Raw genomic sequence first — 12,727 nt, forward strand, 5'->3', positions numbered from 1 at the left:
TTCGCTGTGAATTTAGGTAGTGCTCAAAAAACTTTCCTTTAATAAAGCCGCCAGTTGCTCACGTGCCTTGATAAAGCCATCAATACCACCTTGCAGTAATTCACTGGCCATCTGGTCCTGTTTCAGTTGAGCATCAAAATCGGCATGACTGATTGGATTCAGTTCACCTTGAGATTGAATATCTTTGGCTGAAAGCTGAGCCTGAACTTCACGCTGATCATTTTCAAGTTGTTCCAGCAAGTTTGGTGCAACAGTCAGTAGATCACAACCGCTGAGGCCCAAGACCTGCTCAATACTACGGAAGCTTGCACCCATGATTTCAGTTTTAATCCCATGTGCTTTATAGAACTCATAAATGCGCTTTACTGAGAGTACACCCGGATCTTTTTCGATCGGATACGACTCAACACCTTCCGCTTTCTTGTACCAGTCTAGAATGCGGCCGACAAAAGGTGAGATTAAAGTCACTTTGGCATCAGCGCAGGCATGGGCCTGATGCTGGCCAAACAATAAGGTCAGATTGGTATGGATACCTTCTTCTTCCAGTGCTTTCGCTGCCTGAATGCCTTCCCAAGTCGATGCGATCTTAATCAGGATGCGGTCAGAATTAATCCCATATTGATCATACAGCGCAAGTAATTCTTTAGCCTTGGCGATGGTCGCTTCAGTATCAAAAGACAGGGAAGCATCCACCTCAGTCGAAACACGACCTTCAATCAGTTTTAAAATTTCAACACCGAATTTGACAGTCAAAATATCAATCGTGCGTTCAATCAGGGCATTATTCACATAGCCTTCTTGCTGGGCTTGTTGAAAAGCTGCTTCAATCAAGGCCTGATTTTCAGGCTGTTTCGCTGCAGCAGTAATCAGAGATGGATTTGTGGTTGCATCCAGAGGGCGAAATTTCTCAATTGCGCTTAAATCACTGCTATCTGCCACAATAGTCGTCAAGTTTTTTAATTGGTTTAATGCAGTTAATGTCATTACGATCTAGTTCTATGGTTATTGCTTATGCATTCTTATATATCATAAATCATCCTCTTACCAAGTAGACTGTCGTTGAATTTCTGTGATTAATGGTCGGTTTTTCGCTGCTGACGCAAGTGATTAATCAAAAAATGAGCAGCTGTACCCAGTCGAGTTTCCCGGCTCCAGACCAGATCGACAAAATATTCAAATTTTGGGGTGAAATCGAGCAGCTGCAAGATCTGTAGCTGCTCCTGCAAATGTAGCTGTTCATTGATCATTTCCAGAGGGAGTACACCCCAGCCCAAACCTTGCTGGATCATGTTACAGGCTGAATGATGATTGTCAGTGCGCCAGTAATTCCGGGAAAAGAGCAGTTCTGGCTTAATGCTACGATCACGACTGGCAACAACAATCTGTCGGTTTTGTAAAATCTGTTCATAGCTGACCTGGTGAAATTGACTTAATGGATGCTGTTTGGCCGCCACAGCAACCAGTACCTCACGCTTTAATTCTATAAACTGTTCACGGGTTTCTAATTGCTCCCGCTCAAACATCAGCGCTAACTGCGCTGAACCTTCAAATAGCATGTGATGAGCATCTTCCTGAGGTGCGCTAAAGACATTAACTTGCAGCGCTGGAAATTCCCGTTCCAGCAAAACGATATAATCAGTCCAGCGGGTATGGAGGAGCTCAGACACCACCACAATATTCAGTTCAGATTCAAGACCTGAACTAAGTGCTAGGGCATGTTGCTTCCATTGGTTGATTTCAACCAAAAGCTGCTCAGTTTTTTCATACAGTACTTTCGCCTGTGCAGTTGGTTTTGGCTCACGGCCAATGCGTTCAAATAGCATCAGATTAAGATCAATTTCTAGATTGGCAATGGCCATACTCACTGCAGAAGGAACTTTACCAAGTTTACGCGCAGCAGCAGAGAAGGAGCCAGTTTCCATAACCAGTTTAAACATCTGTAGCTGTTCTTGATTAATATTCATGAATTCTATCTTTCATTTTTATTGATAGATTCTAACTCGAATAATCAAATTTAAAGAAATAAAATTCTTTTATCTCCTGACTTGATGAACTGAAATGTTAATTTCGAAAAGAAGACTGATTCATGCCACCTTATATGAAGGCATTTTATTGGTGGTGATTGCCATATTACTGAGTACGCTCATGCATATGCCGCTTGAGGTCACAGGTGCTCTCGGAATTGCGATGGCTGTGACTTCAATGTTCTGGAATATGCTGTTTAATCATTATTTTGAAAAGTTTGAAGCCAAACATCGTCTGAAAAGAACCATCAAAGTACGGATTGCTCATGCGATTGGATTTGAGGGTGGTTTGATGCTGGCGACGATTCCGATGGTGGCTTATGCATTACAGATCGGTCTGGCACAGGCTTTTCTTCTGGATTTGGCGATGACATTATGTATTCTGGTATATACCTTTATCTTCCAGTGGTGCTATGACCAGCTTGAGGCCAAAATGGGTCTGGAACCAGACTACCGAAAAGCTTAACTTGAGTCTTTATTAGAGTAATCCTCAAATGCTTCGCTAATAATATTGCAATAAAAAAACCGCTCATAGAGAGCGGTTTTTTTATATGAGGCTTGGATTATTTTTCAATAATTGCTGTTACGCCTTGACCACCAGCTGCACAGATCGAAACAAGCACACGACCTGAACCTTTCTGGTTAATCAGTTTTGCCGCAGTTGCGATAATACGACCGCCAGTTGCTGCAAATGGGTGACCTGCAGCAAGAGAAGAACCTTTTACGTTCAGTTTGGCACGGTCAATTGAACCTAGTGGAGCATCCAGACCTAAACGCTCTTTACAGAATTTTGGATCTTCCCAAGCTTTCAGCGTTGAAAGTACTTGCGATGCAAATGCTTCGTGAATTTCATAGTAGTCAAAATCTTGAAGTTTCAGACCAGCACGTTCCAGCATACGAGGAACTGCATAAGCAGGTGCCATCAACAGGCCTTCTTTCTTGTCTACGAAATCAACGGCAGCAGTTTCCTGGAAAGTCAGGTAAGCCAATACTTCATGACCATTTGCTTTAGCCCATTCTTCAGAAGCCAATAGCACACAAGACGCACCATCAGTCAGTGGAGTAGAGTTACCCGCAGTCATGGTACGTGCATCGCCTTTACCAAAAGCAGGTTTTAGTTTCGCCAGTTTTTCAACTGAAGAATCAGGACGCAAGTTGTTGTCACGTTCAAGACCCAGGAATGGAGTCACCAGGTCATCAAAGAAACCTTCTTCATAGGCTGCTGCCATTTTCTGGTGTGAAGAAGCAGCTAACTCATCTTGCGCTTCACGAGAAATACCCCATTCCAGTGTAGTAATTGCTTGATGGTCACCCATAGACAGGCCAGTACGTGGCTCACCATTTTTTGGTGCATCCATCAGGTCTTTCACATTGATTTTTGTCAGTGCTTTTAAACGATCTTTCGCTGTTTTCGCAATGTTTAGCTCAAGTAATGCTTTACGTAAGCCATCACCAAAAGCGATTGGTGCATCAGAAGTCGTATCTACACCGCCTGCGATTCCCACTTCGATTTGACCTAGAGCAATCTTGTTTGCGACCAGGAATGCTGCTTGAAGGCCAGTACCACATGCTTGCTGAATGTCATAAGCAGGTGTTTCTGGTGCAAGAGCAGTATTTAATACACATTCACGAGTCATGTTGAAGTCGCGGCTGTGTTTCAGTACAGCACCTGCAACCACTTCACCTAAGCGTTGACCTTGAAGATTAAAACGTTCAACCAGACCATTCAGGGCTGCTGTGAACATATCAGTATTGGATGCCGTAAAGTAAGCACCGTTAGAACGTGCAAATGGAATGCGGTTACCACCGATAATAGCAACGCGGCGAACTGTATTTTGGCTCATGTTTGGTTCCTGTTGAACAGAAGTCTGTGTTATAGATGTTGAATCTTGTTGGCTTGAAGTCGTTTTTTTGGTACGTGCAGATGTACTGCGTGTACGTGTGGTTTTAGCCGGACTTCTTTCTGCGGCATTGGCTGTATCAGGATTTTTAGTGCTACGCTTGCTACGCGTTGATGGTTTTGACACAGTTTCTGTCGCAGAGTTCTCGACTGCTGGATTATCTTGAGTTGTTTTGCTCATAAGGCTTTACCAGGCAAATAGATCGTCTTCTTGGCGCTTACATTAGCATAGAAGAAGATAGGCTGTATTGACTACAATGACATTACAGACTGCGCTTAGGTCAAGTCATCTGCCTGTTATCTCAAGTATGATTGGGCGGAATCTGGTAGATCTATTGAAATATAAGTGTCTGGCATCATACTGAAGTTTAAGGATAACTTTAGATCAACCAAAAATTAATTTGTATGAGAGATAATAAACATGACTGATCAGTACCAAACTTTTGCAAAATCTCCTATTGGTAAATTTGTCATTAAAAATTTGGGTCTGCCATCCCCAACTTCTTTAGACCGTTTTGAGTCTGCTACACCTGTAGTTAAAGGCGCGGTATTGTTTGGAGCAGCACCAGCAAGTACATTGACCGGTGCTATTGCTCAGGTTCTGGCAAATATTCATGCCAATAGCTATGCAGGTAACAATGCTGAACTGCAACAGGCTGCTGCATCAGCTGGACTGAATCTGGGTGCGTTTAATCCGGGCGATAAAGAATCAAAATTCAAAGTTGTCATTTTTGATGCTTCAGGAATCGAAAATTCAGAACAGTTAAAATCACTTTATGATTTCTTCAACCCGATTGCGCGTCAAATCCAAAGTTCTGGCCGTGTCGTGATTGTGGGGACTACGCCTGAAACTGCTAAATCAGTCAGTCAGTCAATTGCTCAACGCGCACTGGAAGGTTTTGTAAAATCTGTGGGTAAAGAGTTTAAAAAGGGAATTGCAGCGAACCTGATCTATGTAGATGCTGGTGCTGAAGCAAATCTTGAGTCTGCTTTACGTTTTGTAGTTTCTCCACGTTCTGCCTATGTTTCTGGTCAGGTGATCCGTGTTTCACCTGCTGAAAAAGTGGATGTGGACTGGACTAAACCATTAGCAGGAAAAACCGCTGTAGTGACTGGTGCGAGCCGTGGTATTGGTGAAGCGATTGCTCATGTATTGGCACGTGATGGCGCACATGTCATCTGTCTGGATGTTCCGCAACAGCAAGCAGACCTTGACCGTGTAGCTGGTGAGATCGGTGGTTCAACTTTAGCTATTGATATTACTGCTGCAGATGCAGGCGAAAAAATCAAAGCGGCAGCAGCTGAACAGGGCGGTCTGGATATTATTGTGCACAATGCCGGTATTACCCGCGACAAGACTTTGGCCAATATGAAGCCTGAGCTATGGGATCTGGTGATTAACATCAACCTGTCTGCCATTGAACGTGTAAATGACTATTTAATCTCCAACGATGGTCTAAATGCCAATGGCCGTATTATCTGTGTATCTTCAATTTCAGGCATTGCAGGTAACCTGGGTCAAACCAACTATGCAGCGTCTAAAGCGGGTGTGATTGGTGTGGTGAAATTCACAGCACCAACCTTAAAAAATGGTGTAACGATTAATGCCGTTGCACCGGGCTTTATCGAAACACAAATGACGGCTGCGATTCCATTTGCAATCCGTGAAGCTGGCCGCCGTATGAACTCAATGAGCCAAGGTGGTCTACCTGTAGATGTTGCAGAAACAATTGCCATGTTTGCTTCTACGGCTTCAACAGGTTTAAATGGCAATGTGGTTCGTGTCTGTGGTCAAAGCCTGTTAGGGGCTTAATGGAATCTCTCCCGACCTCTCTTTATAAAAAAGAGGAGAATTCCCCCTTTAATAAAGAGGGATTCAGGGGGATTAAAATTCTAAAGAGAAAATTCCAAGAATTCTCAAAACCTCTCCAGTACTTCACTTTCATACAATGATTGAAGTATGCTCAGGAGAGGTCACCTTTATAAAGATAATATTTCCAAAGGTTCAGTATGAATACGCGCCATTTTAGTCAACTTCCAAAACCTTATTTAGCCTATCCAAAAGTGATTCAAGGCTTGATTTTTAAAAAGCCGAAAGCTGAAAAAGTTCTACCGCAAGTTGAATATGTGGTGGATTCATTCAAGGTCGATCAGAAACATTTAAAAGCCTATAATCAAGTATGTGGCTTTAAAAATAATGGTTATATTCCAGCTATTTATTTGACCGTGCTATCTCAAAGTCTGCAAATGCACATGATGACCTCGGAAGCATTTCCGTTCCCGATTTTAGGACTGGTACATATCCGTAATCAGGTCAAGCAATACCGTAAAGTCGGTGTAAATGAGACTTTAACCTTGTCATGCAAGTTTGGTGAATTACAGCCACATGACAAAGGGGTTCAGTTTGATTTTATTACCACAGTCAAAGTGGGCAATGAAGTCGTCGTTGAGGCATTAACGACTTATCTTTCACGTCAAAAGACTGATGCTAAAGCTGCTGCAAAATCAGCAGAAAGTAAAGCACCAGACTATAAGCTGAATACTGAATGGAAAATTTCAGAAAATACCGGCCGCCGTTATGCCATGACTTCAGGTGATTTTAATCTGATTCATATTCATGCTGTTACAGCGAAGGCTTTTGGTTTTAAACAGGCGATTGCACATGGTATGTGGAGCAAAGCCAAAGCGCTGGCTAATCTGTCATTGCCGGATGCCTATGAAGCCGATGTCTGGTTCAAGCTACCGATGTACTTGCCTTCTAAAGTTGAGTTTCTAACGGCTCAAGCAGCGAATGATACAGATTTCCTGATCCGGAACAGCAAAAACCAGAAGCCGCATGTGACCGGCCATGTAAAAGCGATTTAAATCTAAATCAAAAGCCTAAACTCGATTTAGGCTTTTTCATTTTAAGGGATCAAAATTCTATGGATAGAATGATGCAGCCAATCAAAGATTATCTGTTTGCTGATCAGCATAATTATCAGGGCGATGTTGATACACGTTTTCGCGACCTTGCTCGTCAGTTTAGCCGCCTACAGGATGCACGTACTGAACAGGGTGGTGCAGCACTTGTCGTATATTTTCAGGGACAAAAAGTTGTCGATATTTATACCGGAAAGAAGTCTGCCACTGAAAACTGGCAGCCCGATACCATGTCACTATGCTATTCCACTGGCAAAGGTGTACTAGCGACTCTAGCGCATATTCTGGTTAGTAAGGGTTACCTGGACTATGACAGATCAGTTGCAGAATACTGGCCTGAATTTGCCCAGAAAGGTAAACGGTCGATTACTTTGGCACATATGCTGAGCCATCAAAGTGGTTTATTTGATATCCGTAATATTATTGATGATGCCACTGAAATGGCTGACTGGCCACACATGCTGGAGCGGATCGCGGCAGCTGAACCACGTTTTCAGACCACGACAGATGCCGCTTATCAACCTTTGACTTTTGGCTGGCAGGTGGGTGGAGTACTGGAAAAGGCAACCGGTAAATCATTAGGCCAATTAATGCAGGAATATTTAGTTCAGCCTCTGCAATTAAATGGTGCCTATTTTAGTGTGCCGATAGATGAACTACCTCGGGTTGCGCGACCGATCTTTAAAGCAAAATCTGCATCTCAACACTCTAAAAGCAAAAAAGTAGCTGCACGCAAACCTGGTTTAATGGAGCGCGCCCTGGTCTGGAGTGGTCAGAGCCCCCAAGATTTTCAGGATGGCATGATTCCTAAAGGCATGAAGAATTTTAGCTTCTTTAGTGATGAGGGATTACAGGCGATTATTCCTTCAGCCAATGGGGTCTTTACTGCAGACAGTCTGGCAAAAATCTATGCGATGTTGGCCAATCACGGTGCTTGGCAAGGCCAGCAGTTGATTTCACCTCCAGTATTCCAGCGACTAAGCCAGGTGCAATATATCCGTCGTGATCGGGTGATGCCTGTGCCCATGCACTGGCGGCTGGGTTATCACCGTATTTTGACATTGGGTAAAGCCTCTACAGGTTTTGGTCATATGGGCTTTAACGGTTCTGGTGCCTGGTGCGATCCAGAACGCGGTTTAAGTTTTGCCTATACCCATAATTTCCCAACAGGTTCATTGACTGGAGATTACCGTCTTTGGGGGCTGACGCAGGAAACTTTGCGCTGTGCTGATGCGGTATTGACAGGAAGAAAAGGCTGGCGATAACTGAATATCCTTGATTTGGGAGTTTAGTCAGTCATTTAAAATATGCTATTTTGTGGCAAATTCCAGCGCTGTGAAATGAAACCATGAAAAAAGTAATACTGATTCCCTTAGTGGCAACCGGTGCTTTATTCGGTTGTCAGGATCAAACCCAGTCAGCTAAAAATACTATTGTTGAAGCCAAGGCACAGATTCCAGCATGGGCGGGAGAGTATCAGGGTACAACTCCTTGTATGGGCTGCTTGTCCCGTTGTGATGATTGTCCGGGCATGGCTGTCATGCTAACCCTGCATGAAGATCAGACTTATACTTTAGAACGTGAAAGCCTGAGTGGACATAATGAGGTGGAAACCTTTAGCGGCCCGATTCGTTTTCAGGATGATTCTCATCAGAAGATTGAACTGGTGAATGTAGCGACTCGTAATTTACTGTATGTTGATCTGGAAGAGCATGTGCTGGAAATCCGTGAAGACAAAAGCGGTAAACGCTACCAGATGCAGAGTGATTTTATTTTAGGGCGATTCGCTTAAGCAGATTCAACTCAATTCTTTACCTTCGATCAGAAATTTTTATTTTTAAGATTGTATTCATCTACTCAAATAGATGGAAGATCAATAGATATTTTATTTTCCAAATATACAAAAACTATCCTGATATTCTTGTCAGGCATAAAAATGGAGCAAACAGCTTCAAGATAGTTGATTTAAATCAGATTGATAGGTCTATCTCTCCAGATCGTAACTGATTAATTCATTCACTATTTTATAAAAAAACAGTATGCTTAGACCTGTAAAAAGGAGCATACATGTATCAAGTACTTGCGCGAAAATACCGTCCCCGCAATTTCAACGAATTGGTCGGTCAAAACCATGTTTCACGTGCTTTAACTAGTGCACTGGAGCGTGGCCGTTTGCACCATGCCTATTTGTTTACGGGAACGCGTGGTGTTGGTAAAACCACGATTGCACGTATTTTGGCGAAGTGCTTGAACTGTGAAACTGGTATTACTTCGACTCCTTGTGAGGTGTGTCCGACCTGTACCGCCGTCAATGAAGGCCGTTTTATTGACCTGATTGAGATCGATGCGGCATCACGTACCAAAGTCGAAGATACCCGTGAGCTGTTGGATAATGTCCCTTATGCGCCTACACAAGGCCGATTTAAGGTCTATCTGATCGATGAAGTACATATGCTGTCCACGCATTCTTTCAATGCTCTATTAAAGACACTGGAAGAACCACCGGAGCATGTCAAATTCCTGTTCGCCACCACAGATCCGCAAAAGCTGCCGATTACCGTCATTTCACGCTGTCTGCAATTTACTTTGCGTCCATTGGCCGTTGATGAAATTACCGAACATTTGGGCAATATTCTGACGAAAGAGAGCATTCAGGCTGATCAGGATGCGATCTGGCAGATTGCCGAATCAGCACAGGGTTCGCTTCGTGATGCCTTGTCCTTAACCGATCAGGCAATTGCCTATGGTCAGGGTGCCATTCAGCATCAGGATGTCAAAGACATGCTGGGCTTGATCGACCGAACCATCATTTACGATCTGATTCTGGCAATTCATCAGAACCAGAAAGCACGTGTTAGCGAATTATTATTGCAATTCCGTCAACAGGCGCTGGATGTATCATTGGTTTTAGATCAGCTGATTTCTACCTTGCATGAACTGGCTTTATTACAATATCTGCCGGATTTAAGCCTGAAATACAGTGCCGAGATCAATCAAAAGATCATGCAGTTATCAGCTTTGATTTCAGCACAAGATTTGCAACTGTATTATCAGATTGCCTGTAAAGGACGTGCTGACCTACAGCTCGCGGTTACGCAAGAGCAAGGCTTTGAGATGACAGTGTTGCGTTTGCTAGCCTTCCGTCCGTTACAGCCCAATGAAATTCCAGCCAATACAGCTCAGATACCACAAGCTGTACCTGCTGCATCAGTTCCACAGCAAAACCAGATAACGCAGCAGGAGCGTGTTCCGGTTATTCAAGCTGTAGAAGATTTTTCCTTAGATGAGGGCTATGAAGACGAGCAAGATAATCATCCAGTCACTGCACAGTCTGAACCATCTTCGGATGACTTTCTGGATGAAGACGAGCCAGAAACCAATTCTGAGTCTCAAGTCATACAGGCTGAATCCACTAAGGTAGAACAATCTGAGTCTGATCAAATTTTATTTGATCCAAACCTGGAAGATGGTCTGTTTGGTTTTGACGATGTTCCTGCAGAACCTGTTCCATCCAGTCCTGAAGCCAGCAGTGATGATTTTCTCTTAGAAGAATTCATTCCTGACAATGATACTGCTGCAACAGTAGAACAAAAATCCGAGTTTAGTCTGGATACTTCGATTCCTGAATCAGAACAAGTGATTCATAAAGCAGATGAAAGCCAGCCAGAAATTTCTACTCAGACAGAGGCTGCATCAGCTCAGATCGCAAATACAAATATTTCTACAGACCGTAATCTGATGCCGCAGGATATTCTGCAAATTCCGGTACAGGATATGCAGGGTGAATGGACGGTAGAAAAATGGGAATTCTGGTTCCGTAACAGCCAGTTATCTCCGGCAGTTCAGGAATTGGCTCAGTATGGCATCATGACCGGCCAGATTAATGCAGCATCGGTCTTTCATATTCCAGAGCGTTATCAACCGCTTTTGTCGCAGTTACAACATCATCTGGAAGCAGCTTTGCGGGAACAATGGCCGCAGACCATTTTCCAGGTGAAGTTTGAAGATGTAGAGCAGTTAACGCCATATACCATGCAGCAAGAACGTAAAGTACGCGCTTTTAAACGCGCAGAAGAGCTACTGCATGCTGAACCGGCTGTACGTGACTTGCTGGAACAGTTTGATGGTGAGTTGCACAATATTCAGCTGAAATAAAATATTTTAGGCTGAGACAAAACGCGCTAAAGCATCCCGCATTTCAGCTGGAATCGGGGTGCTTTTTCGTGTGTAGCGATCGACAAACACATGCACAAAACTGCCTTGAGCTGCTGCCGTATCAGAGTTCATTTTGAAGATTGCCAGATCATAGCTGAGAGAACTATTCCCCATTTTTTCTATGGCGACACCTACCTCTATAATTTCCGGATAAGACAGCTCCTGATTGAACTGGCATTGCGAGCTGACCACCAGTCCAATCATTGGAGAATATTTGGGATCGAATGCGGCTTCCTGAATCAAGAGGGCATTCGCGGCCGTATCAAAATAGCTGTAATAAGTGACATTATTGACATGGCCATACAGATCATTGTCTGCCCAACGAGTTTGTATCGGCAGAAAAAATGAATAATGTTCGCGTTGTTTAAGAGCTGCTTTCATATTTTAAAATAACTTGTAGTGGCTAGGTCTGCCGAGTTTAAAAATATCCTAAACTTAATAAATCGCCTGATAAATGTTGTAAGCATCTTCCAAAGTAAGTTCACGTGGATTGTTCTGTAACAGGCGGCTTTGTTTCATGGCATCTTCCGCCATGATCATCAGCATATGTTCAGGAATTCCTAACTGTTTAAGTTTCAGAGTTAAGCCACTTTTCACCAGATGGTTATTAAAATGATCGATAAACAGGTCAGTCAGGCCATCATGACAGCCTTTGCTTTGTGGATCTAACCAGCACATCAGTTCGGCATAGAGGGCTTTGGCATCCGGTGTATTAAATTTCATCACCTCAGTTAATACCAGCGCATTACTATGTCCATGCGAAATATGGAAGTGTCCACCTAGCGGATAAGCCAGTGCATGTACCGCACCCACTGGTGCATTGGCAAAGGCCTGACCTGCCAGCATCGAGCCGACCAGCATGTTTTGACGTGCGTCCAGATCCTGACCATCGTCCAGCACACGTTGTAGATTGGCATTTAACAGTTTCAAAGCATGCTTGGCCAGCATATCGGAATAGGGATTTTTTTTGATTTTAGAAGTATAAGCTTCAATGGCATGGACCATGGCATCAATGCCGGTCGCAGCAGTAATTAAGGGCGGCAGATTTTGGGTAAAGGTTGCATCCAGAATGGCAGTATCTGCAAACAGGATCGGTGCCACAATTCCGGTTTTTGTAGTTTCACCTGTAGTGACAATTGAAATCGGAGTAACTTCAGATCCCGTACCTGCAGTGGTAGGAACCAAAATCAAGGGCAAACGGGGGCCAGTAGCCTGATTTACGCCATACAGATCAGACAAAGATTGGTGCTGTGCCGGATGACTCAAGATTGCAATCAGCTTGGCGACATCCATAGAGCTGCCACCACCAAAGCCAATTACGATATCGACATTTTCCTGTTTGGCAAAATCTGCTGCTTCAAGCACTACATGCTCAGGTGGATCGGCCTGTACATCGGAATAAATTGCATAATCCAGTCCCGCATCTTCAATAATTTCCAGAATAGGCAGGTGTAATTGATGCTGTAGCATGCCTGGATCAGTGACCAGTAAAACACGCAGATAACAGCCCTGTTTGAGAATAGAGGATAATTCCTGAATCGTGCCGAGGCCGGCGATGATGTTGGGAACGGTTTGAAACTGAAATCGATTCATGTCTTTATCCTTTAATTTTTATCGCAAATACAAAATTATTATGGGGCGGTGATATAGGATTCATCAGGTAAAT

At 43.5% G+C, this 12,727-nt stretch carries 11 protein-coding genes; 6 read left to right on the forward strand and 5 right to left on the reverse strand.

Going from position 1 to position 12,727, the window contains the following annotated elements; all coding sequences use genetic code 11:
• Positions 1–12: 12 nt before the first annotated feature.
• Together tal and aceR are read right to left on the reverse strand one after the other, a co-directional pair.
• Positions 13–984, reverse strand: coding sequence for a transaldolase (gene tal, locus AC4MCC_RS06200; protein WP_159124304.1), 972 nt, complete (start codon positions 982–984; stop codon positions 13–15).
• A gap of 89 nt (positions 985–1,073) precedes the next feature.
• On the reverse strand, positions 1,074–1,964 hold the full coding sequence (gene aceR / locus AC4MCC_RS06205) for an HTH-type transcriptional regulator AceR (RefSeq protein ID WP_419364884.1): 891 nt from the start codon (positions 1,962–1,964) through the stop codon (positions 1,074–1,076).
• A 94-nt stretch (positions 1,965–2,058) separates the two neighbouring features.
• Here aceR and aceI point away from each other — a divergent pair, with 94 nt between their 5' ends.
• The gene (aceI, locus tag AC4MCC_RS06210; RefSeq protein WP_419364882.1) at positions 2,059–2,490 is read left to right on the forward strand and encodes a chlorhexidine efflux PACE transporter AceI; all 432 of its coding nucleotides are present in this window, start codon (positions 2,059–2,061) and stop codon (positions 2,488–2,490) included.
• 97 nt (positions 2,491–2,587) lie between these two features.
• On the opposite strand, the gene AC4MCC_RS06215 is transcribed toward aceI, so the two are convergent.
• Positions 2,588–4,105, reverse strand: a complete 1,518-nt coding sequence (locus AC4MCC_RS06215; protein ID WP_419364880.1) for an acetyl-CoA C-acetyltransferase — start codon at positions 4,103–4,105, stop codon at positions 2,588–2,590.
• Between the two features lie 240 nt (positions 4,106–4,345).
• Between AC4MCC_RS06215 and AC4MCC_RS06220 the strand changes: the two genes are divergently transcribed.
• The 5 genes from AC4MCC_RS06220 (at position 4,346) to dnaX (ending at position 11,001) form a co-directional block, all read left to right on the forward strand.
• Positions 4,346–5,737 (forward strand): 3-oxoacyl-ACP reductase, encoded by a 1,392-nt coding sequence (locus AC4MCC_RS06220; RefSeq protein ID WP_419364878.1) that lies wholly within the window; start codon positions 4,346–4,348, stop codon positions 5,735–5,737.
• A 197-nt stretch (positions 5,738–5,934) separates the two neighbouring features.
• The gene (locus AC4MCC_RS06225; RefSeq protein ID WP_419364876.1) at positions 5,935–6,789 is read left to right on the forward strand and encodes a MaoC family dehydratase; all 855 of its coding nucleotides are present in this window, start codon (positions 5,935–5,937) and stop codon (positions 6,787–6,789) included.
• Between the two features lie 71 nt (positions 6,790–6,860).
• Entirely contained in the window at positions 6,861–8,111 is a 1,251-nt protein-coding gene (locus AC4MCC_RS06230; RefSeq protein ID WP_419364874.1) for a serine hydrolase domain-containing protein, read from the forward strand.
• An 83-nt stretch (positions 8,112–8,194) separates the two neighbouring features.
• Positions 8,195–8,638, forward strand: a complete 444-nt coding sequence (locus AC4MCC_RS06235) for a copper resistance protein NlpE N-terminal domain-containing protein (RefSeq protein ID WP_004783916.1) — start codon at positions 8,195–8,197, stop codon at positions 8,636–8,638.
• A gap of 275 nt (positions 8,639–8,913) precedes the next feature.
• Positions 8,914–11,001 carry a DNA polymerase III subunit gamma/tau gene (gene dnaX, locus AC4MCC_RS06240; RefSeq protein ID WP_491880122.1) on the forward strand — a complete coding sequence of 696 codons (2,088 nt, stop codon included), beginning with the start codon at positions 8,914–8,916 and terminating at the stop codon, positions 10,999–11,001.
• 6 nt (positions 11,002–11,007) lie between these two features.
• Here dnaX and AC4MCC_RS06245 read toward each other — a convergent pair whose 3' ends face one another.
• Positions 11,008–11,442: an acyl-CoA thioesterase gene (locus AC4MCC_RS06245; RefSeq protein WP_104425981.1), complete on the reverse strand. Its 435-nt coding sequence runs from the start codon at positions 11,440–11,442 to the stop codon at positions 11,008–11,010.
• A gap of 54 nt (positions 11,443–11,496) precedes the next feature.
• A complete protein-coding gene (locus AC4MCC_RS06250) occupies positions 11,497–12,654 on the reverse strand; it encodes an iron-containing alcohol dehydrogenase (protein ID WP_419364870.1) in 1,158 nt (385 codons plus the stop codon).
• Positions 12,655–12,727 lie beyond the last annotated feature (73 nt).

It is taken from the genome of Acinetobacter sp. CAU_H_56 (genome assembly GCF_058599425.1).

What these genes read in the sequence shown, in the direction of transcription:
- tal (WP_159124304.1), bottom strand. Translation starts at nt 984, where the DNA reads ATGACATTAACTGCATTAAACCAATTAAAAAACTTGACGACTATTGTG.
- aceR (WP_419364884.1), bottom strand. Translation starts at nt 1,964, where the DNA reads ATGAATATTAATCAAGAACAGCTACAGATGTTTAAACTGGTTATGGAA.
- aceI (WP_419364882.1), top strand. Translation starts at nt 2,059, where the DNA reads ATGTTAATTTCGAAAAGAAGACTGATTCATGCCACCTTATATGAAGGC.
- AC4MCC_RS06215 (WP_419364880.1), bottom strand. Translation starts at nt 4,105, where the DNA reads ATGAGCAAAACAACTCAAGATAATCCAGCAGTCGAGAACTCTGCGACA.
- AC4MCC_RS06220 (WP_419364878.1), top strand. Translation starts at nt 4,346, where the DNA reads ATGACTGATCAGTACCAAACTTTTGCAAAATCTCCTATTGGTAAATTT.
- AC4MCC_RS06225 (WP_419364876.1), top strand. Translation starts at nt 5,935, where the DNA reads ATGAATACGCGCCATTTTAGTCAACTTCCAAAACCTTATTTAGCCTAT.
- AC4MCC_RS06230 (WP_419364874.1), top strand. Translation starts at nt 6,861, where the DNA reads ATGCAGCCAATCAAAGATTATCTGTTTGCTGATCAGCATAATTATCAG.
- AC4MCC_RS06235 (WP_004783916.1), top strand. Translation starts at nt 8,195, where the DNA reads ATGAAAAAAGTAATACTGATTCCCTTAGTGGCAACCGGTGCTTTATTC.
- dnaX (WP_491880122.1), top strand. Translation starts at nt 8,914, where the DNA reads ATGTATCAAGTACTTGCGCGAAAATACCGTCCCCGCAATTTCAACGAA.
- AC4MCC_RS06245 (WP_104425981.1), bottom strand. Translation starts at nt 11,442, where the DNA reads ATGAAAGCAGCTCTTAAACAACGCGAACATTATTCATTTTTTCTGCCG.
- AC4MCC_RS06250 (WP_419364870.1), bottom strand. Translation starts at nt 12,654, where the DNA reads ATGAATCGATTTCAGTTTCAAACCGTTCCCAACATCATCGCCGGCCTC.